27 protein-coding genes are annotated in these 25,161 nt (G+C 64.3%); 15 read left to right on the plus strand and 12 right to left on the minus strand.

Annotated elements, in window-relative coordinates:
* Positions 1-22 precede the first annotated feature (22 nt).
* A complete protein-coding gene (locus ASG84_RS12895) occupies positions 23-589 on the minus strand; it encodes an Rv3235 family protein (protein WP_156399507.1) in 567 nt (188 codons plus the stop codon).
* Between the two features lie 197 nt (positions 590-786).
* On the opposite strand from ASG84_RS12895, the gene ASG84_RS12900 reads away from it, so the two are divergent.
* The 5 genes from ASG84_RS12900 to ASG84_RS12920 all read left to right on the plus strand — a co-directional run bounded on the left by ASG84_RS12900 (position 787) and on the right by ASG84_RS12920 (position 6,787).
* On the plus strand, positions 787-2,232 hold the full coding sequence (locus ASG84_RS12900) for a WS/DGAT/MGAT family O-acyltransferase (protein ID WP_057477470.1): 1,446 nt from the start codon (positions 787-789) through the stop codon (positions 2,230-2,232).
* Between the two features lie 11 nt (positions 2,233-2,243).
* Complete coding sequence (locus tag ASG84_RS12905; protein WP_057477471.1) at positions 2,244-2,768, plus strand: DUF6912 family protein; 525 nt, start codon at positions 2,244-2,246, stop codon at positions 2,766-2,768.
* Positions 2,769-2,888: 120 nt separating this feature from the next.
* Positions 2,889-4,004 (plus strand): ferredoxin reductase, encoded by a 1,116-nt coding sequence (locus ASG84_RS12910; RefSeq protein WP_057477739.1) that lies wholly within the window; start codon positions 2,889-2,891, stop codon positions 4,002-4,004.
* Positions 4,005-4,112: 108 nt separating this feature from the next.
* A complete protein-coding gene (locus ASG84_RS12915) occupies positions 4,113-5,414 on the plus strand; it encodes a fatty acid desaturase family protein (RefSeq protein WP_057477740.1) in 1,302 nt (433 codons plus the stop codon).
* A gap of 122 nt (positions 5,415-5,536) precedes the next feature.
* Positions 5,537-6,787 (plus strand): fatty acid desaturase family protein, encoded by a 1,251-nt coding sequence (locus ASG84_RS12920; protein WP_057477472.1) that lies wholly within the window; start codon positions 5,537-5,539, stop codon positions 6,785-6,787.
* A gap of 45 nt (positions 6,788-6,832) precedes the next feature.
* Here the strand turns inward: ASG84_RS12920 and rsgA are convergent, their stop codons facing one another.
* The 3 genes from rsgA to ybaK are packed head-to-tail and all read right to left on the minus strand — an operon-like array spanning position 6,833 to position 9,633.
* Positions 6,833-7,867, minus strand: coding sequence for a ribosome small subunit-dependent GTPase A (rsgA, locus tag ASG84_RS12925; RefSeq protein ID WP_200936587.1), 1,035 nt, complete (start codon positions 7,865-7,867; stop codon positions 6,833-6,835).
* The gene (gene aroA, locus ASG84_RS12930; protein WP_057477474.1) at positions 7,819-9,135 is read right to left on the minus strand and encodes a 3-phosphoshikimate 1-carboxyvinyltransferase; all 1,317 of its coding nucleotides are present in this window, start codon (positions 9,133-9,135) and stop codon (positions 7,819-7,821) included. Before aroA ends, rsgA begins: the two co-directional genes overlap by 49 nt.
* 6 nt (positions 9,136-9,141) lie before the next feature.
* Positions 9,142-9,633: a Cys-tRNA(Pro) deacylase gene (ybaK, locus tag ASG84_RS12935; RefSeq protein WP_057477475.1), complete on the minus strand. Its 492-nt coding sequence runs from the start codon at positions 9,631-9,633 to the stop codon at positions 9,142-9,144.
* A 90-nt stretch (positions 9,634-9,723) separates the two neighbouring features.
* Between ybaK and ASG84_RS12940 the strand changes: the two genes are divergently transcribed.
* On the plus strand, positions 9,724-10,506 hold the full coding sequence (locus ASG84_RS12940; protein WP_156399508.1) for a sigma-70 family RNA polymerase sigma factor: 783 nt from the start codon (positions 9,724-9,726) through the stop codon (positions 10,504-10,506).
* Positions 10,503-10,799: a mycothiol system anti-sigma-R factor gene (rsrA, locus tag ASG84_RS12945; protein ID WP_057477476.1), complete on the plus strand. Its 297-nt coding sequence runs from the start codon at positions 10,503-10,505 to the stop codon at positions 10,797-10,799. Before ASG84_RS12940 ends, rsrA begins: the two co-directional genes overlap by 4 nt.
* Positions 10,800-10,891: 92 nt before the next feature.
* Here the strand turns inward: rsrA and ASG84_RS28750 are convergent, their stop codons facing one another.
* On the minus strand, positions 10,892-10,966 hold the full coding sequence (locus tag ASG84_RS28750) for a 50S ribosomal protein bL37 (RefSeq protein WP_370878772.1): 75 nt from the start codon (positions 10,964-10,966) through the stop codon (positions 10,892-10,894).
* Positions 10,967-11,085: 119 nt separating this feature from the next.
* On the opposite strand from ASG84_RS28750, the gene ASG84_RS12950 reads away from it, so the two are divergent.
* Positions 11,086-11,301, plus strand: coding sequence for a biotin/lipoyl-binding carrier protein (locus ASG84_RS12950; RefSeq protein ID WP_057477477.1), 216 nt, complete (start codon positions 11,086-11,088; stop codon positions 11,299-11,301).
* Between the two features lie 21 nt (positions 11,302-11,322).
* A complete protein-coding gene (locus ASG84_RS12955; protein WP_057477478.1) occupies positions 11,323-12,801 on the plus strand; it encodes a sensor histidine kinase in 1,479 nt (492 codons plus the stop codon).
* Positions 12,802-12,913: 112 nt separating this feature from the next.
* Here the strand turns inward: ASG84_RS12955 and ASG84_RS26935 are convergent, their stop codons facing one another.
* Positions 12,914-13,168 carry a WhiB family transcriptional regulator gene (locus tag ASG84_RS26935; protein WP_032366305.1) on the minus strand — a complete coding sequence of 85 codons (255 nt, stop codon included), beginning with the start codon at positions 13,166-13,168 and terminating at the stop codon, positions 12,914-12,916.
* A 265-nt stretch (positions 13,169-13,433) separates the two neighbouring features.
* On the minus strand, positions 13,434-14,387 hold the full coding sequence (locus ASG84_RS12960) for a diacylglycerol/lipid kinase family protein (RefSeq protein ID WP_057477742.1): 954 nt from the start codon (positions 14,385-14,387) through the stop codon (positions 13,434-13,436).
* Positions 14,388-14,551: 164 nt separating this feature from the next.
* Here ASG84_RS12960 and ASG84_RS12965 point away from each other — a divergent pair, with 164 nt between their 5' ends.
* On the plus strand, positions 14,552-14,983 hold the full coding sequence (locus tag ASG84_RS12965) for a hypothetical protein (protein ID WP_057477479.1): 432 nt from the start codon (positions 14,552-14,554) through the stop codon (positions 14,981-14,983).
* A gap of 10 nt (positions 14,984-14,993) precedes the next feature.
* Here the strand turns inward: ASG84_RS12965 and ASG84_RS12970 are convergent, their stop codons facing one another.
* On the minus strand, positions 14,994-15,470 hold the full coding sequence (locus ASG84_RS12970; RefSeq protein WP_057477480.1) for a GNAT family N-acetyltransferase: 477 nt from the start codon (positions 15,468-15,470) through the stop codon (positions 14,994-14,996).
* Complete coding sequence (locus tag ASG84_RS12975; RefSeq protein WP_156399509.1) at positions 15,467-16,108, minus strand: acid phosphatase; 642 nt, start codon at positions 16,106-16,108, stop codon at positions 15,467-15,469. Before ASG84_RS12975 ends, ASG84_RS12970 begins: the two co-directional genes overlap by 4 nt.
* A gap of 199 nt (positions 16,109-16,307) precedes the next feature.
* On the opposite strand from ASG84_RS12975, the gene ASG84_RS12980 reads away from it, so the two are divergent.
* Positions 16,308-17,774 carry a DHA2 family efflux MFS transporter permease subunit gene (locus ASG84_RS12980; protein ID WP_057477482.1) on the plus strand — a complete coding sequence of 489 codons (1,467 nt, stop codon included), beginning with the start codon at positions 16,308-16,310 and terminating at the stop codon, positions 17,772-17,774.
* A 59-nt stretch (positions 17,775-17,833) separates the two neighbouring features.
* Positions 17,834-18,628, plus strand: coding sequence for a ParA family protein (locus ASG84_RS12985; protein WP_057477743.1), 795 nt, complete (start codon positions 17,834-17,836; stop codon positions 18,626-18,628).
* Between the two features lie 42 nt (positions 18,629-18,670).
* Here ASG84_RS12985 and ASG84_RS12990 read toward each other — a convergent pair whose 3' ends face one another.
* Complete coding sequence (locus ASG84_RS12990; RefSeq protein WP_057477483.1) at positions 18,671-19,924, minus strand: Rv3212 family protein; 1,254 nt, start codon at positions 19,922-19,924, stop codon at positions 18,671-18,673.
* Positions 19,925-19,933: 9 nt separating this feature from the next.
* Positions 19,934-21,595: a DEAD/DEAH box helicase gene (locus tag ASG84_RS12995; protein WP_057477484.1), complete on the minus strand. Its 1,662-nt coding sequence runs from the start codon at positions 21,593-21,595 to the stop codon at positions 19,934-19,936.
* 303 nt (positions 21,596-21,898) lie between these two features.
* On the opposite strand from ASG84_RS12995, the gene ASG84_RS13000 reads away from it, so the two are divergent.
* Complete coding sequence (locus ASG84_RS13000; RefSeq protein ID WP_057477485.1) at positions 21,899-22,618, plus strand: ferritin-like fold-containing protein; 720 nt, start codon at positions 21,899-21,901, stop codon at positions 22,616-22,618.
* A gap of 131 nt (positions 22,619-22,749) precedes the next feature.
* Positions 22,750-22,977, plus strand: coding sequence for a DUF3107 domain-containing protein (locus tag ASG84_RS13005; RefSeq protein ID WP_200936588.1), 228 nt, complete (start codon positions 22,750-22,752; stop codon positions 22,975-22,977).
* Between the two features lie 74 nt (positions 22,978-23,051).
* Here the strand turns inward: ASG84_RS13005 and ASG84_RS13010 are convergent, their stop codons facing one another.
* Entirely contained in the window at positions 23,052-23,705 is a 654-nt protein-coding gene (locus ASG84_RS13010) for a TetR/AcrR family transcriptional regulator (RefSeq protein WP_032378141.1), read from the minus strand.
* A gap of 300 nt (positions 23,706-24,005) precedes the next feature.
* Here ASG84_RS13010 and ASG84_RS13015 point away from each other — a divergent pair, with 300 nt between their 5' ends.
* Positions 24,006-25,085, plus strand: a complete 1,080-nt coding sequence (locus ASG84_RS13015; protein ID WP_057477487.1) for a DUF3152 domain-containing protein — start codon at positions 24,006-24,008, stop codon at positions 25,083-25,085.
* The last annotated feature ends 76 nt before the right edge of the window (positions 25,086-25,161 follow it).

Consider the following 25,161-nt stretch of genomic DNA (forward strand, 5'->3'; position numbering starts at 1 on the left):
CGCCTCACCTCGAGGCGATCTCTCAACCCACTCGCAACGACGTGACCGTCCACCCGGGACGGCGTGGATCGACGGCCAGCTCTATCCGGCCGGCGAAGGCGAACATTCGCGGGCCACGGGTGTACGAGCCGAATACTTCCGCGGAGACATCCGACTGGTACACGACGTGCACCCGGTGTACCGCTGCGAACCCGAGCCGTCGCCCCGGCGGCGGATTGCGAACGATGGTGCGCACCAGGTCGATCATCGGGGTGCTGAACAGCCCCGAGAGTTGATCTGCGCTTCGGCGGCGGTCGATCACTTCGATCAGCATGCGCATCGCGCGGTCCGCCGACGACTTCGCGTCGGCGGGCACGACCGGCCGACCTGCCGGGTCGGCGCGTCGTCGAGAGCGGTTGCTGCGCACCGATGTTCGGTGTACTACCGGCTTCGGCTCGGCGGTGGCCGCCGGATCCCACGTGTGGACTGCTGCCGACGACAGCGGCGGCTCGAAGGGAGCGGCACGCGAAAGGAAGCAGTGCGGCTCGGCAGGTAGCCGATGACTCGTCCCGGGAATGCTGGGGGTGTCCGGCGGTTCGTTCGTTTCCATGACGCTCACACCGACATTGACGGTCCCCGGCGGCGTTCGGTTCCCCGACGAAGCAGGTCTGCTCCCGCGACACGAGTACTCGACCGACCCCGCGACCGGCGTTCGTCCGCCCCGTACTCTAGGTTCGAGCCACACCGCGCGCTCGACCTACTCGAACGGGTGCGAACTCCACGCAAGGACGGAGACTGGAACACGCGATGGCGACCAGACTGACAGCGCAGGATGCGTCGTTCTACTTTCTCGAGGCCAGCAGCAGTCCCATGCACCTCGGCTCGCTCGCGATCTTTCGGACCCCGCGCAGCGGGTTCAGTTACGACCGTCTGCTGTCGTTGGTCGAACAGCGATTGGCGCTGGTTCCCCGGTATCGGCAGAAGGTCCGTGAAGTCGCATTCGGTCTGGCCAGGCCGGTATGGGTCGACGACACGGATTTCGACATCACGTACCACATCCGACGCTCGGCGCTTCCGAAACCTGGTTCGGATGATCAGTTGCACGATCTGATCGCACGGTTGACCTCGCGACCCCTCGACCGCACTCGGCCGCTGTGGGAGATGTACCTCGTCGAGGGATTGTCGAAGAACCGTTTTGCGATCTTCACCAAGTCTCATTCGGCGCTCGTCGACGGCGAACACGCACTCGATATCGGTCAGGTCATCCTCGATGCGAGCAAGAATCCACCGCCGGTTGCGGAGGAGCTGTGGATGCCCGCTCGCGAGCCCAAGGACTCGGCGCTCGTCATCGACGCGCTGACCGAGCTGGTCGTGCGGCCGGGGGAGAGTCTCGAGGCGCTGCGCGGCGCAGTGAACGGTATGGCCGGTGTCGCGGGTGACGCGGTGCGTGCTGCCGGGAAGGTTGCGGCCTTGCTGCGCACCGCAACCCAGAGCGCTCCGTCGAGTCCTCTCAACGCTCCGATTTCGCGCAACCGCAGATTCGCGGTAGCCAAGACCGAGCTGTCGGACTATCGCAAGATTCACAATCGCTTCGGTTGCTCGATCAACGATGTGGTGCTCGCGGTCGTCACCGGCGCGTTGCGAAACTGGTTGCTGTCGCGCGGCGAACCCGTGACCGCCTCGTCGACTGTGCGGGCCATGGTGCCGATGTCGGTGTACGTCTCGGCCGATCGGGTCGGTTTCGGCGATGTGGGCGACAGACCCACCGAGCCGACCGAGGAGGAGCGTAGCGAGATCTCCTCTTTCCTCGTGGACCTGCCCGTGGGTGAGTCGAACGCGGTGGTCCGGCTCTCGCACATCGCACACGCCACCGAGGCGCACGCCAATCAGAGTCGCGGCGTCACTGCACAGACATTGATGCGTATCACCGGATTCGCGCCTGCGAGTCTGCACGCCATGGGCGCGCGGGCAGGCAGTCGACTGTCTCAGCGGGTGTTCAATTTGATCGTCACCAATGCTCCAGGACCACAGTTTCCCCTCTACGTCGGCGGCGCACGCATGCTCGAGATGTATCCGGTCTCGCCCTTGTTCGAGAACCAGGCGATGAGCATCGGCTTGACGTCGTACGACGGTTTCGTGTTCTTCGGGCTCAATGCCGATCGAGGTGCCATGCCCGACGTGGATGTGATGACGGCATTGCTACACGAGGCGCTGGAAGAATTGGTCGACGCGAGTAACGAATCGAGAGTGTGAGGTCTTCTGCCATGCGTGTCTACGTTCCAGCGACGCTGGAGTTCCTGAGAGTGTTGTCTGCAGACGGTGAGTTCGGCCCGGTCTCGCGGACGGCGTTCGCGGTGACGCCGACTCTGCGTGAGGCATACTCCTCCGGCGACGACGAGGAGTTGGCCGAAGTGGCGATGGGGGAGGCTGCGCGGGCTTCGCTGCGCTTGATCGCAGCGGCCGTCGACGACGAAGCCGACACCGGCACGGTCGCCGAGGGAGTGGTGTATCGGCGAGCAGTGATCGCGGCCGACGTGGACGACCCCACCCTGCGGCCCGATCTCGATGATGCCGTCGTCCGGTTGAAAGAACCCCTCCGGATGGATCAGGTCGCGTCGGTCCACGTCGATCTCGAAGGTGCCGAATCGGCAGTCGCCAAGGCTGCGGCGGCCGTGGATGCTGCCGACATGGGTGACGCCGACGCGGAGTTCGTGCTCGGGGACGCCGAGGATCACACGCTGGCGTGGTACGCCCCGCAGGAGTTGTCGTTTCTCCTCGAACTGCTGTGATTACGCTGTGATCGTCCCCGCACCATTGCGGCGAAGGTGAACCCGACCGCGAACCTACGGTAGCGTAACCTCGATGGCCGGATGCGGCGCGGAGTCTCGATCGAGGGGATGGAACACCCGATGGATCTGAAGAAATGGCTGGAAGCTCCTACGGCCGGCGTCTCGTCGCCCAGGCGTCCCAGACTGAACATGGTGCGTGGTGCTTTCACCCGCATCACCACTCCCTTGTTGCCCGACGACTACCTGCATCTGGCGAACCCGCTGTGGTCGGCGCGTGAGTTGCGAGGTCGCATCGTGCGAGTGGAGCAAGAGACGGCGACCGCGGTGACGCTGGTGATCAGGCCTGGTTGGGGATTCAATTTCGACTATCAGCCGGGCCAGTACATCGGAATCGGCCTGCATCTCGGTGGGCGGTGGCATTGGCGGTCGTATTCGTTGACCTCGCCGCCGAACTGGGAAGACAAGCTGATTTCCATCACGGTCAAGGCGATGCCCGAGGGCTTCTTGTCCTCGCATCTCGTCGGCGGCGTGCCGCAGGGGACGATCGTTCGCCTGGCCGCGCCGAAGGGAAATTTCGCGCTGCCGGTTCCACCGCCGAACAAGATCCTCTTCGTCACTGCGGGCAGCGGCATCACTCCGATCATCTCGATGCTGCGGGCGCTCGATCGACACGGCGACATGCCCGACACGGTGCACATCCACTCGGCTCCCACCGAGGACGAGGTCATGTTCGCCGCCGAGCTCTCCGCGTTGGAGAAGTCGCATCCCAACTTCACCTCCCACGTGCAGTTGACGCGATCCGACGGCAAGTTCGCGCTCGCCTCGCTCGACGAGCTGTACCCGGATTGGCGGACGCGTGATACCTGGGCCTGTGGCCCCGCGGCGCTCCTCGAAGAGATCGAGAAGACGTGGAAGCGCGAGGGTATCGAGGACAGGCTCCACCTCGAGAGGTTCGAGATCTCCAGGGCCGACACTTCGGGTGCGGGCGGCACCGTGACGTTCTCCAAATCGGACAAGAACGTTGCGGTCGACGGGGCCACGAGCCTTCTCGAAGCGGGGGAGAGTCTCGGAGTTCAGATGCCGTTCGGCTGCCGGATGGGCATCTGCCAGACGTGTGTGGTCCCGTTGACCGCAGGGCACGTCATCGACCTTCGCTCCGGCAAGGAGCACAGCGAGGGTGATCGTGTGCAAACGTGCATTTCCGCTGCTGCGGGCGACTGCACACTGGAACTGTAGGTCTGTTTCTCGCACACCGACTTCTCAGGCTGTTCGGTTACGCTTACGTAGGTTGCCCATGACGAACCACGATATTTCGGGCACTGCACTCAACTGTTGGAGGACCCGGTGGCCATCACCGATATCAAAGAATTCGCGCACCTGAGCGAAGAAGACATGGAAGCCTTCGGGCGCGAGCTGGACGCTATCCGCCGCGACGTCGAGGACAGCCGCGGTGAACGCGACGCCGCGTATATTCGCCGTACGATCCGGCTGCAGCGACTACTGGAACTCGGTGGGCGCGCAGTGTTGCTCGGTAGCAAGTATCGACCGGCCTGGCTTGCCGGCACCGCGATGCTCAGCGTCGCGAAGATCATCGAGAACATGGAACTCGGCCACAACGTCATGCACGGCCAGTGGGACTGGATGAACGACCCGGAGATTCATTCCGTGTCGTGGGAGTGGGACCAGACCGGGCCGTCCGAGCAGTGGAAACGAGCGCACAACTACTCGCACCACACGTACACCAATATCGTCGGAATGGACGACGACATCGGCTTCGGCATCCTGCGCATGACCCGGGACGAGCCGTGGAAGCCGATCAACCTGATTCAACCGCTCGCGAACATCGTGCTGGCCACTACGTTCGAGTGGGGTATCGCGCTGCACGATTACGACGCTCAGAAGGAGTTGGACGGCGCCGACGAACAGGGTCTGTTCAAGTCGCCGGCGAGCCGCGCGTTCGCGCGCAAGATTGCCAAGCAGGTCGGTAAGGACTTCGTTCTGTTCCCGGCGTTGACGGGTCCGGCGTGGAAGTCGACGCTGACTGCCAACGCCACGGCCAACTTGATCCGGAACCTCTGGGCGTACGCGGTGATCTTCTGCGGACACTTTCCGGACGGTGCCGAGAAATTCACGATCGGCCAGTTCGAGACCGAGACGCGCCCCGAGTGGTACCTGCGTCAGATGCTGGGCAGTGCGAACTTCGAGGCCGGTCCGGTCATGGCCTTCATGAGCGGCAACCTTTGCTACCAGATCGAGCACCACATGTTCCCGGACCTGCCGAGCAACCGTTACTCGGAGATCTCCGAGAAGGTGCACGCCTTGTGCGAGAAGTACGATCTGCCGTACACGACCGGCTCGCTGGGCAAGCAGTACCTGCTGGCGCTGCGGACCATCCACAAGCTGTCGCTTCCCGATTCGTGGTTGCGTGCCACGTCCGACAACGCTCCCGAGACGTCGTCCGAGCGGCGATGGCGGGTGGGAGATTCACCGGCCGTTCATGCACTCCGGATCGATCCGCTGACCGGCCAGCGTCGAGGCCTACGTTCGGCGATGCAGGAAGCGCGAGTGAGCTTGCGCAACGCCAAGAAGGAAGCCAAGCGTCAAGCGAAGGCGCTTCGACGTTCGGGCGACCGCACATCGTTGTGAATCGTCACACAGATTTCCGCCGCTAACCTACGGGACCGTAAGTTACGTTACGGTAGGTGATGAAATTGCACATGGCCTGATACGCGAGCTGTGTGTTCACGACTGCCAGGAGGTTGTTTCCCATGGCGATTACGGACGTCAAAGAGTACGCGCATCTGACCGATGCCGACATCGAGTCGTTGGGCCACGAGCTCGACGCCATCCGGCGTGACATCGAAGCGTCCCGCGGTGAGCGCGACGCTCGGTATGTCAAGAACACCATTCGCTTGCAACGATCCCTCGACATCGGTGGCCGGGCCGTGCTCTTCGCCAGCCGCAGGCGCCCGGCATGGCTCGTCGGAACCGCCATGCTCGGGGTCGCGAAGATCATCGAGAACATGGAACTCGGCCACAACGTCATGCACGGCCAGTGGGACTGGATGAACGACCCCGAGATCCACTCCACCTCGTGGGAGTGGGACAACACGGGTCCGTCGGCGCACTGGAAGCAGACGCACAACTACATTCACCACAAGTACACCAACGTGTTGGGAATGGACGACGACGTCGGCTACGGCCTGCTCCGCGTCACCCGAGATCAGCGTTGGAAGCCGTTCAACCTCGGTAACCCCGTCTACAACCTGCTGCTGCAGCTGTTCTTCGAGTACGGCGTGGCCCTGCAGCACCTCGAACTGGGCAAGGTCGCCAAGGGACGGGTGCCGCGCGAGGAGTTCGAGCAGAAGCGACGCGAAGTGCTCGAGAAGGTCGGCAAGCAGATCGGCAAGGACTACGTCCTGCACCCCTTGCTCACCGGTCCGGCATGGAAGAGCACGTTGACGGCGAACATCGTCGCCAACATGATGCGCAACGTGTGGACCAACACGGTCATCTTCTGTGGTCATTTCCCGGACGGGGCGGAGAAGTTCACCAAGTCCGACATGGAAGGCGAGACACAGGGGCAGTGGTACCTGCGTCAGATGCTCGGCAGTGCCAACTTCAATGCCGGCCCCGTCATGGAGTTCATGAGCGGTAACCTGTGCTACCAGATCGAGCACCACCTGTTCCCCGACCTTCCCAGCAATAGACTGCGGGAAATCAAGGTTCGGGTTCTCGAGCTCGCCGAGAAGTACGACCTGCCCTACACGACCGGTTCCATCGTGCACCAGTACTTCTTGTCGTGGCGCACCATCGCCAAGCTGTCGCTGCCCAACAAGTACTTGAAGGCAACGAGCGACGACGCTCCCGAGACCGCGTCGGAGCGTAAGTGGGCCGACGCTCCCGCCGGCTTGTTCGCCGTCGATCCCGAGACGGGAAAGCGTCGCGGGCTCCGAACGGCGATCGCAGAAACCAAGAAGCGCAAGGGAATTCGCAAGCTGGTCGGCAAGGCAGCCTGACCGCCACCGATTCACGAGTGAAGCCTGGTAGAGACCCGTGGGTGTCTACCAGGCTTCGTTCGTTCGAACGGCTTCGAGGAGTAGGCGCACGGCACCGACGCGTCGTGCCGCATCACCGGTGAGGGAGTCGAGGGCACATTCGGGATCGGCCGGCGGGCCGAGGTGGGTGCACCCACGCGGGCAGTCTTCGATGGTGTCGGCCAGATCGGAGAACGCAGCGACGACGTTCTCGGGGGAGATGTGCGCCAGTCCGAACGATCTGATGCCCGGTGTGTCGACCACCCAGCCGCCGCCCGGCAGCGGTAGCGCCACCGACTGCGTCGAGGTGTGACGGCCCTTCCCGACACCTGAGACGACCCCGGTGGCCCGATAGGCATCGGGCACCAATCTGTTGACGAGTGTCGACTTTCCGACGCCCGAGTGGCCGATGAGGGCGGTCACCCGGTTCGTCAGCATCGCGGTCAATTCGGTGAGGTCCTCGGACTGACCTGCCAACACCACGGGGACATCGAGATCGGCGAATGCCGCGGTGAATTCCTCGGGGGCGGCCAAGTCGCTCTTCGTCAGGCACAGCACGGGTTCGAGGCCACCGACGTAGGCGGCAACCAGCGCTCGCTCGACGAAACCGGTGCGCGGCGGCGGGTCTGCGAGTGCCGCGACAATGAGCAACCTGTCTGCATTGGCCACGACGACGCGCTCGAACGGGTCGGTGTCGTCGGCGGTACGCCGCAGGACCGTGCGGCGTTCGGCCACGCGCACGATCCGGGCCAGGGTGTCGACCTTGCCCGACAGATCTCCGACGATGCCGACCTCGTCGCCCACCACGATCGGGGTTCGGCCCAGCTCGCGGGCGCGCATGGTCACCACGGGCCGGTTGGGGTCGCCGCCGAGTACGCAGCCCCATCGGCCGCGGTCGACCGATACGACCATTCCCGATTCGGCGTCGTTGTGTTCCGGTCGAGTCTTGGTGCGTGGGCGAGAACTCTTGCCGGGTCGAATGCGGACGTCGGATTCGTCGTAACGACGGGCGGTCAGGAGCCGACCTCGCTCGGTGTGGTGGTGGACAGCATTGCGTCCCAGAGCTTCTCGAAGCCCGGAAGGGTCTTGGCGGTGGTGCCGATGTCGTCGACCTCGACGCCGGGGACGCACAATCCGACGATGGCACCGGCCGTGGCCATTCGGTGGTCGGCGTAGGCGCGCCAGCTGCCGCCGTGCAGCGGTGCCGGATCGATCCTGATGCCGTCGTCGGTTTCCACCGCGCGCCCACCGAGCCGGACGATTTCGGTGGTGAGCGCCGCGAGTCGGTCGGTCTCGTGGCCACGTAGATGTGCGATGCCACGGAGAATCGACGGTCCCTCGGCGAGGGCGGCGAGCGCCGCGACCGTCGGTGTCAGCTCGCCGACATCATGGAGATCGAAGTCTATGCCGCGCAACGTGTCCGGACCCTCCACAGTGAGGGAGCCGGCAGTCAGATCGACGCGAGCTCCCATCAGTGCGAGGATCTCCCGGATCGCGTCACCGGGCTGGGTGGTCGACTCCGGCCAATTCGGAACGCGCACTCTGCCTCTCGTGACCGCTGCAGCGGCCAGGAACGGAGTGGCATTGGACAGATCAGGCTCGATGGTCCACTCGATCGGTGTGATCGGACCCGGGTACACCCGCCAGGTGTTCGCATCGCCGCCGGATTCGGGAGTGTCGACGCGAACTCCGGCTCGCCTCAACATCTCCACGGTCATGTCTATGTGCGGCATGGACGGAACGGGCTTGCCGGTGTGGTGGATTTCGATTCCCTCGTCGAAGGCTGCCGCCGAGAGCATCAGGCCGGAGACGAACTGCGAGGAGCCGGAGGCGTCGATCTCCACGGATCCGCCGCGCAGCGAGCCCGTACCGCGCATCGTGAACGGAAGCGCGCTGCCTCCGATCTCGGCACCCACGGCGCGCAACGCGTCGAGGATCGTGTCGAGAGGGCGAATGCGTGCCTGCTCATCGCCGTCGAAGGACACTTCGCCGTCGGCGAGTGCGGCGAGTGGCGGAACGAAGCGCATGACGGTACCTGCCAGCCCGCACTCCACCGATCCGCCGTGCAGTCGGGCCGGACTGACTCGCAGTGTCGTTTCGTCGTCGTCTGCGGCAACGATCTCGATCCCGAGAGTCCGCAGAGCGTCGATCATGAGGTCGGTGTCGCGGCTGCGAAGGGCACCGGTGATCGTCGACGCGCCGGATGCGAGAGAGGCGATGATCAGTGCGCGATTGGTGATGGATTTCGATCCCGGCAGGGTGACTGTCGCATCGACGGGTGCGGCCGCGACGGGTGCTGTCCAATTGCTCACGCGTCCATCTTCGCTCATTCGCGATCAGCGCGCGGCGATGGGCGCGGTTGTGGCGCGGGTGAGTCGGACGAGGTCGGCCGGGGCGAGTTCGATTTCCAGGCCGCGGCGTCCCGCGCTGCACAGAATCGTCTCGAACGTCAGAGCGGAGTCGTCGATGGCTGTGGGGAGGGACTTGCGTTGGCCGAGAGGTGAAATTCCGCCGAAGACGTAGCCGGACGAACGCTCCGCGGCAGCCCGCTCGGCCATGGCGATCTTTCTGGTGGACAGTGCTGCCGCCGCGGACTTGAGCGAGAGCATCGTCGTGACGGGAACGACCGCGACGCCGAGCGACCGGTCCGACCGTTCGACGATCAGAGTCTTGAAGACTTGTTCCGGTCGCACTCCGAGTCGCTCGACGAGTACCTGTGCCGCCTCCTGGCCGAAGGATTGCGCGCTGGGATCGTGGTCGTACGAATGCACGATGTGCGCCACCTTTCGTGCGGTGAGCAGCGCGAGAGCGGGGGTCGACGCAGCCATTCGCCGAACTCTAGTTGCGGCGCGGGAACACGGCGGCGGTGACCTGTGTTGTGTAACCACAGATACGGATGCAGGCGGAAGGAATGACGAATGGCAGTGCTGACCGCGGGACGTCCCCTCGCATTGAAGGGGGTGATCTCTTCGCATAAGTCGACTTCGGGCGCGGTAGCCTGGGCGGCGGAAGCTATCGAAGGGATCAGCGTGACAGAAGCCAGCAATCCCGTCGCTCCAGTGGACGACGAGAAGGCGATCGCGGAGCAGAGGGCAGCCGAGACCGAAGTGCAGTTGACCGAGCGCTTCGAGCGCGACGCGTTGCCGATGCTCGATCAGCTGTACGGCGCGGCGTTGCGGATGACGCGTAACCCTGCCGATGCCGAGGACCTGGTTCAGGAGACGTTCGTGAAGGCCTACTCGGCTTTCCGCTCGTTCCGCGAGGGTACGAACCTGAAGGCCTGGCTGTACCGGATCCTCACCAACACCTATATCAACTCCTACCGCAAGAAGCAGCGCCAGCCCGCGCAGTACCCCACCGACGAGATCAGCGACTGGCAGCTCGCTGCGACCGCCGAGCACACGTCGACCGGGCTGCGTTCTGCGGAGGTGGAGGCGCTGGACGCGTTGCCGGACGACGACATCAAAGCGGCGTTGCAGTCTCTTCCCGAAGAGTTTCGGATGGCCGTCTACTACGCCGACGTGGAAGGTTTTCCGTACAAGGAGATTGCCGAGATCATGGGAACTCCCATCGGAACCGTCATGTCGCGTCTGCATCGCGGGCGCAAACAACTTCGAGGACTGTTGGCCGACGTGGCGCGCGAGCGTGGTTTCAACCGTGGCGGCGCAGTCGACCGGCACGAGCAGGAGGTAGTCCAGTGACCCGCACCGGCAACACCGACGGAGACGAGCAGTTCGAGCGACTCGATTGCTCTGCGGTCATCGCGGACGTGTGGATCATGCTCGACAACGAGTGCGACGAGGCCAGCCGGACGCGCCTGCAGAAGCACATCGACGAGTGTGGCTCGTGCTTCGAGGCCTACGGAATCGAGGAAAAGGTCAAGCGGCTGATCTCTCGCAAGTGTGGAGGGGACCAGGCACCGGCCGGTCTGCGCGAACGGCTGAGCGTCGAGATCCGCCGGACCGTGCTGACTCGCCAGAGCGACTCCGAATAAGCGAAGAACGGGTCAGCGAACCCCAGACCCGCAAACCGACGAGGGGCCGAGAAGCATCCGCTTCTCGGCCCCTCGTGGCGTGTGGCAAACCGTCAGCTGTTCGGACGTTTGCCGTGGTTGGCCTTGTTGCCCTTACGAGCACGCTTCTTACGTCCACGCTTTCCCATGATGGGCTCCTCTCGTTTGTTCACTACAGTCTCCCACGTGTGATTGGCTTACTGTGACGGGCCTGGTCTCCGGTAGGTGTCCAGCGCAGTTCGTGGTGACGTGAGAGAGGGGTTCGCCGATGTCCGAGGACGTTCGCGCGGAAATGGTGTCCACGGTGTTTCAGGTGGTCGTGACCAGAGGCGACGCGGTCCAGGTGGGTGACACCCTGGTGATCCTGGAGTCGATGAAGATGGAAATTCCGGTGCTGGCCGAGACCGCGGGCACCGTCACCTCCGTGGACGTGGCCGTCGGCGACGTCATCCAACAGGGCGACCTCATCGCCGTCGTGTCCTGAGCCACGGCCCACCGATATCTCGTGTCGACCCTCAGTGACCTGTTGGCCGAACACACCGACCTCCCTGGCGTCGCGGTAGACCACCTGCAACGTGTCGTGGGGGAGTGGCAGCTGTTGGCCGATCTCTCGTTCGCGGACGTGTTGCTGTGGGTCGGTACCGACGACGTATCCAGCGGAACCGCCGACGTGCTGTGTGTTGCCCAGTGTCGGCCGACCACTGCGCCGACGGTCTTCACACACGACATCGTGGGCACGGCGATATCGGAGTCGGAGCACCCGGATGTGATGATTGCGCTGCAGCAGCAGGAGATCGTCCAGGGAGGCGTCCTGACGCGAACCGAGAGCATTCCGGTGCGCTGCGGCGAGCACGTGATCGCGGTGCTCACGCGAGACACCCATCCGGCGCAGCTTCGACCGCCCAGTGCGCTCGAGGTGGCCTACCGTGAATGCGCCGACGATCTGTGTCTGATGATCAGCGAAGGAACGTTCCCCACACCTGAGGAACGCACCGACGTGAACTCGTCTCCCCGAGCAGGCGACGGCTTCATTCGCGTGGACACCGAGGGCCGGGTGGACTACGCGAGCCCCAATGCGCTCTCGGCCTATCACCGGATGGGACTGACGACGGAACTGTCCGGCCGAGATCTCGCGTCGGTCACGAGATCGCTGGTCACCGACCCGTTCGACTCGCAAGAGGTTGCCGACCACATTCGGTCGTCTCTCGGTGGCAATGTGGGCCATCGTATGGAGGTCGACGCCCGCGGTGCCACCGTTCTCGTACGTACTCTCGCGCTTCAGCCCCGTGGGCGGTCGGCAGGTGCTGCAGTGCTCGTTCGTGATGTCACCGAGGTGAAGCGACGCGATCGGGCCCTGCTCAGCAAGGACGCGACCATTCGAGAGATCCATCATCGAGTGAAGAACAATCTGCAGACCGTTGCGGCCCTGCTCCGGCTGCAGTCTCGGCGACTGGAGAACGAGGAGGCACGCACCGCGCTGGCAGAGTCGGTTCGTCGGGTGACGTCCATCGCGCTGGTACACGAAATGTTGTCGATGTCGGTGGACGAAGAGGTCGACCTCGACGAGATAGTCGACCGATTGGTGCCGATAATGCTCGATATCGCGACGGTCAATCCGCGGGTCCGAGTGATGCGCGAAGGCAAGCTCGGAGTCTTCTCGGCAGAACGAGCAACACCGCTGGTGATGGTGCTGACCGAACTGGTGCAGAACGCAATGGAGCACGGTTTCGACGCCGGATCTGCCGGAGTGGTGAGAATCAGCGCCGATCGCTCCGCAAAATGGCTGGACGTGGTCATCCACGACGACGGGCGTGGGTTACCGAGCGGGTTCTCGCTGGAGCGGTCGGACGGACTGGGCCTGCAGATCGTCCGCACCCTGGTGTCGGTGGAGCTGAACGGATCGCTCGGCCTTCATCCCGCGGCCGGCGGGGGAACGGACGCGATGCTCAGGGTTCCACTGGGCCGACGCGTTCCCAGACCGTGATGCGAAGGCTCGATGAACAATGCGTAACGTCGTTCGGACACACAGGACACAGAGAAGCCCGGTACTCGCGTGAGCGAGTACCGGGCTTCTCTGTGTTGTCGTGTTGTGCGTCCTAGACGGAGCTGCGTGCGCGCGTACGTGCGTTGCGTCGCTTGAGTGCACGGCGCTCGTCTTCACTCATTGCGCCCCATACTCCTGCGTCCTGGCCGGATTCGAGTGCCCAGGACAGGCATTCAGCGGTGACGGGGCACCGAGTACAGACGACTTTGGCATCGGCGATCTGCGCGAGCGCCGGGCCACTGTTTCCCACCGGGAAAAATAGTTCCGGATCTTCATCGCGACAAATTGCCTTGTGGCGCCAGTCCATCCTCTGCTCCTTACCGGGCGCCGAAGCGCCGTTTCGTTTCTCTTCTGTTCACGAGTGGGTAACCAATGTTTCCGCACTGTTGCTTGTGAATGCTTTCACGAACTCGGGCGAAGTCAAGGGATACGCGCGTGTCCGTGGTCAAGCTCACTCTGTTAGGCTCGCTTTAGCCTTCTGCGCTCCTTTGTACCCCGACTCGAGACTTTTCGCTCGTAATTGCGAAGGAAAGTGCTCAAAACCGCTGCTCGCGCCCTGGTGGCGGCGGCATTCAGGTGTTCGGAGCCACAACTTCCAACGCGTCCGGGGTGGAGAAGAACTCTGCTTCGGTGCGTTCGCCCAGGTAGTCGCCATCCATCTGCAGGCCTACCGGCGCGGTCGAGGATATGCGAACACTCGGAACGTCGTCGATTCGAATAAGCTTGCGCGCCTTGGGTTCTGCACCCTTTGCCAACAGCTGACGAGATACCCGAAGCGTCGGGAAAAGGGCTGTGGAGCGCATGCCGAACACGCCGAGACCCGACTCGAAACTCGTACCGGGATTGGTGTGCACCGGGCGCTGGTTCAGATACGTCCACGGGCTCGAGTTGGACACGAACGCATAGTGCACATCGTCGAACGGATCCTCTCCGGGAACCTGCACCGTCAACTGAGCCGGACGCCGCTTGTGCTTGAAGAATTCCTGCACCGCAGACCGGACGTACCTGGTGGCCGACACCGGCTTGCCGTCCTTGCGACCGGCATCGATCGCCCGACATACATCGGCATCCAAACCCATACCCGCATTGAATGTGAACCACCGATTGTCGCAGTGACCCAACCCGATCCTCCGGCGCGCACGGGCGTCGAGCAGGCCGATCAGCTGATTCGTCGCCGCCACCGGATCCGCCTCGATACCCAGAGAACGAGCGAACACGTTGGCACTGCCGCCGGGAACGACGGCGATCGGCGGAATGGCACCTATCGTCACCGCCTGCATCGACGTCGGTAACGGCACACCCAGCAATCCGTTGATCACCTCGTTGACAGTCCCGTCGCCACCGTGAACGATCACCAGGCCCATCCCGTCCTCACGGGCACCCCGGGCCAGCTCGGACGCATGGTCACGATGAGTAGTCTGCGCTACCGTCACCCGCACCCGACTCGACAACGCATGGGCCAACAGATCCCGAGCCGCAGCCGTCGTGGAAGTCGCATTGGGGTTGACGATCAGCAGCGCACGCACGAGGACCAACACTATCGGGGCCGTTCCACAGGCTCCACTCCCGCCTCGAGCGGGTCGTTCCGCAGGCTCCACTGCGGGGTTGAGTGGGTCGTTCCGCAGGCTCCACTCCCGCCTCGAGCGGGTCGTTCCGCAGGCTCCACTCCCGTGTTGCCTAGGCTGGTCGCGTGCCCACATCGACACCCGAGAACATCGTTCCGCCGGCCACCTTCCGATCCGCTGGGGTCCTCGTCGCGGCGCAGGGCGCGGCTTCGTTGATTGCCGCGTTCGTTCTACTGGTTCGGGCGATCTCCGGCGAAGGAGACAACGCTGTTGCCAACGGCTACGGCACCGCCGGGTGGTTCGGCGTACTGGGTATGGGAGTCGGGGCTGCCGGCGTCGCACTCATTCTCGGCAAACGCTGGGGCAGAGCCGTTGCCACCGTCGTGCAGTTGCTGTTGCTGCCGGTCGTCTGGTCGCTGTTGACCGGATCGCACCAGACCGTCTACGGCGTCGTTCTCGGCATTGTCGTGATCGGTGTGCTCGTTCTGCTGTTCAGCCCACCCTCGTCGCGGTGGATGGCGGCCGAATACAGCGACGTCGACGACGAACTCGGCTGAATCCGACCCGTCACCGCGCCGTCGCGGCCAACTCGGCCAAGGCCCCCTCGGCCAACCGGTACGTGGTCCACTCGTCCTGCGGCTGCGCACCCAACGATCGGTAGAAGCCGATCGACGGGGTGTTCCAGTTCAGAACCGACCAGGTCAGCCTCGTGTAATCGTGGGCTACGCACTCGGCAGCCAACGCGGCGAGCAACCCTTTTCCGAAGCCTCCTCCGCGCGCGGCCGGCTGTACGTAGAGGTCCTCCAGGTAGATGCCGTTGACGCCGTCCCACGTGGAGAAGTTCAGGAACCAGAGTGCGCACCCCACGACGACCCCCTCCTGGTCGGCGACGTGCGCGAACACCGACGGCTGGGCACCGAACAGCGCACGACGAAGGTGCTCTTCACCGACGGTGCACAGAGACGACGACTTCTCGTACGCAGCGAGTTCGTGCACCAAACCGGTGATGGCGGGAACATCGGACTCGGTGGCCCGGCGGATCATCGACGGTCCTCTTTTCGAACGGACGCTGCGGTCAGAATCGAGGGGTGCACGTTGTGTGCGACCAGCTGGCGGAAAGAATGCTCGAATCCGAGAAGCGAGTACGCGGCGGGCGAGAGCGCAAACCGCTTGCCCTCGGTGATCGAAGCCTCGGTCCAGCCGGCGATGAGTGCACGGGAGAAGTGGCCGTGACCGACCAACACGACGTCACGATCGGACAGCAGCGGTAGGACGACCGAGAGCACCAGCTCCACTCGCACGGCGATGTCGCCGATCGACTCTCCGCCGGGACAGGGATGCGTCCACACCGTCCAATGCGGAACCGTCTCGTGTATCTCCGTTGACGTGATGCCCTCGTAGTCCCCGTAGTCCCACTCCGACAACGCATCCCACGTTCGGTCGATGTGTAGGCCAGCGAGGTCGGCGGTCCTACGGGCACGCTCCCGCGGACTCGAGATCACCAGAGGATCCCGCAGGTTCAACAACTGCAGCAGTGAGCCGGCGTCGACAGCCTGTTGCTCGCCGACGCTCGTGAGCGGGACGTCCGTGTTGCCGGTGTGTTTACCGGCCAGGGCCCATTCGGTCTCCCCGTGCCGGAGAAGAACAACTCTGCCGGCCTCGACACCGCCGTGTGTGGTCATGAACACGATCATGCCTGTAGTCGTGATGTGGCCTTTGTCATAGGCACCCTGAACATGTGTCCGAAAATTCCATTGAGCACAGACCTACCGGCCGGTTACCCTCACTTCAATCTTTGCCGCCGTGCGCCTCAGCCAGCTCCGAAACTCTGCGCGCGGCCTCGGCATGCCTCGTAGCGTTCGATCACCGATCTGGAGAACAATGACCGACCTGAGCAAGCCCGCGGCGACCGACGCACCGCAGAAGCTCGACGGAGCGCTGCTGAAAATTGCCGGCGTCGTGGTGCTCGGCGCGATCATGTCCATCCTCGACGTCACCGTCGTCAGCGTCGCTCTCCGCACATTCACCGACGTGTTCGACACGACGTACGCCAACGCCGCGTGGACCATGACGGGCTACACGCTCGCTCTGGCGACCGTCATACCCCTGACCGGCTGGGCCGCCGATCGCTTCGGAACGAAACGCCTCTACATCACCGCGCTCGTGCTGTTCGTGCTCGGTTCGGTGCTGTGCAGCTTTGCCTGGGACATCACCTCGCTCATCGTGTTCCGAGTGTTGCAAGGCCTCGGAGGCGGCATGCTGATGCCGCTGGGCATGACGATCATGACCCGCGCTGCCGGTCCCGAGCGCATCGGCCGAGTGATGGCCGTGCTGGGTGTTCCCATGCTCATCGGGCCCATCGCCGGCCCCATTCTCGGCGGCTGGCTGATCGAGGCAGCGAGCTGGCACTGGATCTTCCTCATCAACCTGCCGATCGGCATCGTTGCGCTGATTGCCGCGGTGGCCATCTTCCCCAAGGACAACCCGACTCCGTCCGAATCCTTCGACTTTCGCGGCATGCTGATGCTCTCGCCCGGTCTGGCACTGTTTCTCTACGGCGCGTCCTCGGTCGTCGAGACGGAAACCGTCCTCGCTGTGAAAGTGCTGGCTCCGGTCCTCGTCGGCCTGGTGTTGATCGTCCTGTTCGTCTTCCATGCACTCCGGGTGGAGCACCCGTTGATCGATTTGCGCCTGTTCAGGAACCGATCGCTGTCCGTAGCCGTGATCACCACGACGCTGTTCATGGTGGCCTTCATGGGCGCGGGCCTGCTGTTCCCCAGTTACTTCCTGCTGCGCGGAGAATCGACTCTGTCGGCTGGGCTCCTGCTCGCCCCGCAGGGCATCGGCGCGATGATCGCGATGCCGATCGCGGGGGTGATCGCCGACAGAACCGGTCCCGGCAGAATCGTGCTCGCGGGCATGGTGCTCATCACTGCGGGCATGGCGGTGTTCACACAGGTAGGCACCAGTACGTCCTACACACTGCTGATCGGCGCTCTGTTCGTCATGGGACTCGGACTCGGTTCGACGATGATGCCGATCATGACGGCGGCTCTGCAGACATTGACCAACGACACCGTCGCTCGCGGCTCCACCTTGATGAACATCGTTCAGCAGGCCGCCGGCTCGATCGGTACGGCCCTGATGTCGGTGGTGCTGACAGCTCAACAGAAGCCCGCACTGACCGCCACCGACCAGGTCGAAGCGTTCGACATCTCGGCCAGAGCCTTCGGTACCACCTTCACGGTTGCCCTGGTTCTCATCGTTGCCACGTTCGTTCCCGCGTTCTTTCTGCCCCGAACCAAGCACGTGAGCGAGGGGGCGGCGGCACCGATCGTCGTGCACTGACGCGCCCGAGAGATGTCGAACTCTCGCTGATCCGCGGAATGTACGCAAGGATCGAAGCCGTGACGACAATTCTTGCGGTAGCGAATCAGAAGGGCGGCGTGGCCAAGACCACCACGGTGGCCTCGCTCGCAGCAGCGCTCCACGCGCTCGACCGACGTGTCCTGGTGGTCGACCTCGACCCGCAGGGCTGTTTGACGTTCTCTCTGGGGCACAACCCCGACAAGCTCGAATCCTCGGTACACGAGGTTTTGACCGGGGACGCCAAGGTGGAGGATGTGCTGATCGAAACGGCGGAGGGAATCGTCCTGTTGCCGGCCACGATCGATCTCGCCGGTGCCGAGGCGCTGCTGCTGATGCGGGCGGGTCGCGAATTCGCACTGAAGCGTGCGCTCGCTCCCATACTCGACGACTTCGATGTCGTCGTCATCGATTGCCCGCCGTCACTGGGGGTGCTGACTCTCAACGGCCTCACCGCCGCGCAGTCGGTGTTGGTACCTCTGCAGTGCGAAACACTCGCCCATCGGGGAGTGGGTCAGCTGTTGCGAACGGTGTCCGAGGTTCAGCAGATCACCAACCCCGACCTGACGTTGCTCGGTGCGCTCCCCACGTTGTTCGATGCTCGAACCACCCACAGCAGGGACGTACTCGGTGATGTCTCCGACCGATACTCGCTCCTGGTCCTCGCGCCGCCGATCCCGCGGACCGTTCGCTTCGCCGAGGCGAGCGCGTCGGGCGCGACCGTACTGTCGGGACGAAAGAACAAGGGCGCGCAGGCGTATCGAGAACTGGCCGAGAACCTCCTGGCGCACTGGAACGACGGAGCCGAGCTGAAGACCTACGATCCAGCCTCGTAGCACCGAATCCAGCCTTGTAGCACCGGTAGTACGACGGCCTGATCAGCCCAGCGCGACCAGGTCGTCGCCGCGCTGCTCGACGATCACATCGCCGATCACCGACGTCTGCACCGGACCGACGTAGTCGCCCCGGTCGACGGGTATGTCGTCGATCGACACGCCGGTGGCGAGATCGACCACCGCGATACCGTCGGGTACGGGGACGATGAGCCGGCCGGCCATGACGGTGCCGCTTCCGAGGGCCCCGGGGATGGACCACACGGGGGACAAGCCGGTAATATCGAGCGCCTGCACCCCGGCACCGGTGAACCAGGTGAACACCGAACCTGCCTTCGTTGCAGGCAGATTGGGTGACTCCTGCTCGGGGGACACAGACGAAGCCAGGTCGAATTCGGATATCCGCGACGCCGAGTTGTCGTACAGTCCCACCCGATCGGGTGCGCCGTTCTCGGCTGGAAGATAAAGCGCTACAACGCTTTCGGTGACGGCAATGATATGTCCGGCACTAGCAGAATCGGGCCCGGGAACGAGCTCGGGCACCACCGTCGACCCGTACTCCTCGGGTTCATTCGCGTCCTTGGGAGCAGGGTTGATCAGAGACAAGCGCGCAGCAGCTTCGCCCGGGCATTGCTCCAGCACGGCGGTCCGCGAGTTCGTCGACGCCGAGGACAGCAGCGTGCACCCGGTTCTCGGCTGACTGCCCGGATTGACCGGGGCATCGACGCGACCGTATTCGAGGGTGCGCACCATGTCCGATCGCCACAGCTCCATGCGGGTGTTGCCCCTCGACGTCACGTAGGTGCCGTCGGACGACAGGCGAACCGCATCGTCGGCATCGGACGTGCGCTGCGCCTTGCGCTGTCCTGTGGATCCGTCGAGTTCGGTCACCTGGGAGCAACCGCGGTCGTCACGGTAGACCGCGATTGCGGTGTTCCATGCTGCGACCACCGAGCACAGCGGGAGATCGCGCGTGTACGACCAAGACTGTTCACCCGACCGCGGATCGCGGCCGAGGACGGAGCCGCCGTCGGCAGTCACCACCGTGGATCCCGCGACGACGGGAGCCGGGGTACGCGTCGAGTCCGTTGCTGCGCTCGGCGCACGCCACAGCTCGATCAGCGCGGTGGGTACCGATGCGGCCGGTTCCGGCAGAGGTAGCGGCTCCGCTGCCGACACCGACGTGGTACCGCGGGCGTCGCCGGTCAACCAGGCAACGCTCGCGGCCACGACCACCACCACTGCAATGACGGCGGCGACGACGAGGTCGTTTCTTGTCCGACGTTCTGGAGCCAACACGAAGGAAGACTATTCCGAAGCGCCCGCAGTCGACGGTCCGGCATCGGCCGAGGATCCGCTGGAGCGACGGCGCCTGCGGCGGCGTGGGGCAGTCTTGGTGGCCGTGTCTGCGGATGCCGCATCGGCCGTATCGGCTTGTCCAACAACTGAAGTGGCGGCAGAGTCGGAATCGTTCGACGCCGAGGCGGAGCCTGTGGTGTTGTCGCCGCCCTGCCCTGCGCGAGTGCGACGGCGACTGCGTGAGCGGCGGGGCTTGGTCGCCGACGACGCGTCGGTGGCAGGAGCTCCCGCAGCGGTCTCGCCGTCTTCCTCCACCTTCTCCGGGGCACGCGAGGGCGCTGTGCGTACGGTGCCGGTGGCGTCGGTGGCGATACCGAGGTCGGTGAACAGGTGCGGTGAGCTCGAGTACGTCTCGACCGGATCCGGCATACCGAGATCGAGCGCCTTGTCGATCAGCTGCCAGCGGGGGATGTCGTCCCAGTCGACCAGAGTGACTGCGATGCCGGTGCGTCCGGCACGGCCGGTGCGACCGATGCGGTGCACGTATGTCTTCTCGTCCTCGGGGCACTGGTAGTTGATGACGTGGGTGACGTCGTCGATGTCGATTCCGCGTGCTGCGACATCGGTGGCGACGAGGACGTCGATCTTGCCGGTGCGGAACGCCTTGAGAGCCTTCTCGCGCTGGACCTGACCGAGGTCACCGTGCACGGCACCGACCGAGTAGCCGCGCTCGGCCAGCTCGTCGGCGACCTTCTGGGCGGTGCGCTTGGTACGAGTGAACACCATCGTCGCGCCGCGACCCTCGGCCTTGAGGACCTTGGCGACCATCTCGACCTTGTCGAGTGCGTGCGCCCGGTAGACGTGCTGAGCGGTGCGGTCGTGGACGGCGGACGACTCCGCTTCCTCGGCCCGGATGTGCGTCGGCTGCGTCAGGAACGTGCGAGCCAGCGTGATGATCGGGCCGGGCATCGTGGCGGAGAACAGCATCGTCTGACGCTTGTCGGGGACCATGCCCAGGATGCGTTCGATGTCGGGCAGGAACCCGAGGTCGAGCATCTCGTCGGCTTCGTCGAGAACCAGCACGCCGACCTTGCCGAGGATCAGGTGATTCTGCTTGGCGAGATCGAGCAGACGACCGGGAGTTCCGACGACGACATCGACCCCGTTCTGCAGCGCGCTGATCTGAGCCTCGTACGGGCGGCCACCGTAGATGGAGAGCACCTTGACGGGGCCGTTGGCACCGCTGAGGTACTTCGAGGCGTTCTCGAGGTCGGAGCTGACCTGGACGCACAGTTCACGGGTCGGAACGATGATCAGAGCACGTGGGGTGCCGTCGAGCGGTGAGGTACCGGAGTTCTCGGTGGCGAGCCGGTGCAGCAGTGGAACACCGAAGCCGAACGTCTTGCCCATGCCGGTACGAGCCTGACCGATGAGGTCGTCGCCCGCGATGGCGAGCGGCAGCGTCAGCTCCTGGATGGCGAAGGTGCGCTCGATTCCCATCTCGGACAGAGCGCGAACGATGGCTGCGTCGACGTTCAGTTCCGCGAACGTGGGAGGTACGTGGGTGTCGTCCAGCTGGGCCGACAACGTCGTGTCGCCGGTCTCGGATTCTTGGTCGATGACTATCTTGCTCAGGGGACTGGCCTTCCTCGTGTTCGAACGCGCGCACAAGGAAGGGCACAGGCCTATTGCCGGCCGAAGTCGATGCCCTCAATCCGATGTGATGTCGCCGTCAGCCTCAGCGCGGCCACGGACTGCGATGTCCGCTGCGGCGAAGCTGTCGAGGCGACCCGGATCAGGTGCGCACACATTATCGATGACCGTCACGTGTTCTTCGGTCCGTTCCATCGGTCCGCGAGCGACGATCGAGCACCATGGTAGCTTGCCGAACCGAATTCACCATCGTCGGCCGGTCACGGCAGGTACGACGCGTGCCGAGGCGGGGTGTGGCGCGCGGGACTACGATTGCCACCCATGGGAGCTCACTCGCCGGAGTCGTCGTCGTCCGTAGATGCATCCACCACGCTCGTCGAGCCGGCCGAGCCGGCCATCGCGCACGATCACCCGGGAGTTCCGGACTTGTTCGCAGTCCTCGCCTACGGCGAGATCTCGGCTTTCTATCGCCTGGCCGAGGATGCGCGAATGGCTCCGTCGATGGAGGGTCGCGTGGCTCTGGCCAGCATGGCGGCGGCGGAGATGAGCCACTTCGAAACACTCGAACGAGCGTTGTCCGTTCGGGGTCTCGACGTGTACGCCTCGATGGCTCCGTTCGTGCGTGCTCTGGACGAATATCACGCATCCACCACCCCCTCGACGTGGCTGGAGTCCCTGGTCAAGGCCTACGTGGGTGACGGAATCGCAGCGGACTTCTACCGTCAGATCGCGCACACCCTCGATCCCGACGTCGCGGAGATCGTGCGCGACGTGCTGGCCGAGACCGGACATTCGGAGTTCGTCGTCCACGAAGTATCCGAGCGGGTTCGGGCGAGCTCGCAGGACAAGGCGCGGCTGATGCTGTGGGGTCGCCGTCTGCTCGGCGAAGCCATCACCCAGGCGCAGTTCGTGCTCGCACAACGCGAGTCGTTGACCGATCTCGTCATCACCGCCTCGGGCGACCTCAACGGGGTGGTCGCACTGTTCGATCGGATGCAGGAACAGCACTCGGAGCGAATGTCCTCGCTCGGGCTGGACTGACACCTTCCACTCCGGTGCTGGATGACCGCTCAGGTCCGTGTTCGCTGACAGCACAGGGCGTCGGGCGGCTGGGCCGACCCCGCTGCACTAGCCTGGCGTGAGCAGAGTTGTCGAGAGTTCGGAGGTTGACCGTGGAGGTCAAGATCGGTGTTTCGGAGAGTTCCCGTGAGCTCGTCGTGAACAGCACGCAGTCCCCGGCCGAGGTCGAAGCGCTCGTATCGACCGCTTTCGCCGGTAAGGACGGAGTGCTGTCGTTGGAGGACGAGAAGGGACGCAAGTACTTGATCCAGGCCGCCAAGGTGTCGTACGTCGAGATCGGTCCGTCCGATGCTCGGAAGGTCGGATTCGCGACCTCCTGAGACCGCCGGGATACACCACACGCCCCTCACTCGACGTCGAGTGAGGGGCGTGTGGTGTAAGCGAACAGAAATTTCTACGGGGCTTGCAACGGCACGTGGGACAGACCGCCCCAGGCCAGCGACACGGTGGTGTCGACCGCGTCTTCCTTCGATATGGGCCGGTCGGCTTCCAGCCAGTATCGGGCGGTGAACTGGCTCGCTCCGACCAGACCGACGGCGAGCACCCGTGCCCGGTACGGATCGAGTCCGGAGTCGTGAGCGACCAGATCGAAGACGGCGTCGACACACGCTTCGGTCGCCTGCTCGACGCGTGAGTTGACCTGAGGGTCGCCCATCAGATCGGACTCGAACACCAGCCGGAAGCCCTGAGTGTCGGTATCTACGAAGTCGTAGAACGCCAGCACCGCGGCGCGTACGCGCTGTCGGTTGTCGGTGGTCGAGCGAAGGGCCTGGCGAACGCCCGCGATCAGCGTGTCGACGTAGCTCTGCAGTACCGCCAGGTAGAGCTCGAGCTTTCCGGGGAAGTGCTGATACAGGACCGGTTTGCTGACACCCGCGCATTCGGCGATCTCGTCCATTCCGGACGCGTGATATCCGCGAGTCACGAATATTTCGCTCGCAGCGGCGAGCAGCTGCGCCCGACGGGCATCGCGCGGCAGCCGTGCGCTGCGTCGATTGCCGGTGGTCGCCGGCCGGTCCGAGGACCTCCGGTCGTCGAGATCTGTCATCAGTTCCGTTCCCATCCGCGTCGCCGACTGCGCTCGTCTTGGTTCGACAGCGAGCGATCCGTCGTGAACTTCCGGCGGGTGGCCATCGGTTCGGATCACTCGTAGCGCAGATCACGGGCAACGATACGCGTGGCGTCCCGCACGGTCGGGATCCTGGGGGACCGGACGCGAATTGCGTCGAAGTCGGATCACGTCCGACGGTTTGTTTGTACGATGTTTCCGTACCGAGAACCCGATAGTTCCAGTCTCGTTGTCGGCGTGCCGAACGGCGAGCGGTGAGGATTGTGAGATCGTGATCGAGTGACTGACCGAGGCGGGCCGCGTACTCGCGGTGGTGTGCAGTCGGGCGGCGTCGACGACGAGTACGACGATCGGTCGGACGATTTTCCACGCACGGTGGGTAGCCGCGGATCTCATCAACCACTGCGCGCGCAGTGGGATCCGACGCAGCGTGAAGTAAAGCAACGCACGCCACGACCTGACCGCGACGTCCGCAAACAGAGCAAGATCGGAAAGTTCGCCTCGACGTACGGCTGGCGGGCATATGCGGTCCCCATCCTGATCGTGGTCACTGCGCTCGTGATTTTCGACGCCGTGCGCACCGGCGACCCGGTCACCGGCAACGTTGCGCAGTCCACCAACGCCGATCCCGGGTTCGGCACTCTGAGCTCCGATACGACGTCGGGGACCGGAGTCATCGGTGTCCCGCCACAGGCGGACGGCAATTTCGCATCGTCGATCTCCTCGGGTGAACTACCGGACGGCGGCCCCTTCGCGGTCCAAGGTGCCGGAACGTGGCACACCGTGGCCGGTTCCACCGAACAGGTGGGCCAGGGGACCGAGCGGGTGTTCACGTACACGGTCGAGGTGGAGGACGGTGTCGACACGGTCGGATTCGGCGGCGACGAGTCGTTCGGCCGTCTGGTGGACCAGACGCTCGCCAATCCCAAGAGTTGGACGAACGACCCGCGATTCGCGTTTCGGCGAATCGATCAGGGTGACCCCGATTTCAGGATCTCTCTGACGTCGCAGATGTCGATCCGGCAGGCGTGCGGTTACGACATTCAACTCGAGGTCTCCTGCTACAACCCGGGCATCGAACGAGTCGTTCTGAACGAGCCGAGATGGGTTCGCGGAGCGATCTCGTTCCAGGGCGACATCGGTTCGTACCGCCAGTATCAGATCAACCACGAGGTCGGCCACGCAATCGGCTACCAGCAGCATCAGCCGTGCGAGGCCGACGGTGGCCTGGCACCGGTGATGATGCAACAGACCTTCGGCACGTCCAACGACGACATCGCGCGCTTGGATCCGGAAGGCGTCGTACCCATGGACGGCAAGACATGTCGATTCAATCCGTGGCCGTACCCGCGAGCGTGAATCGGCTGGGTTTCGGCGTAGCCGGGGATTAGATTCGAACACGGCGATCGGGATCACCGGCCGTCGTGTCGAGTCG

The organism is Rhodococcus sp. Leaf278 (assembly GCF_001426085.1).
Classification (GTDB): domain Bacteria; phylum Actinomycetota; class Actinomycetes; order Mycobacteriales; family Mycobacteriaceae; genus Rhodococcoides.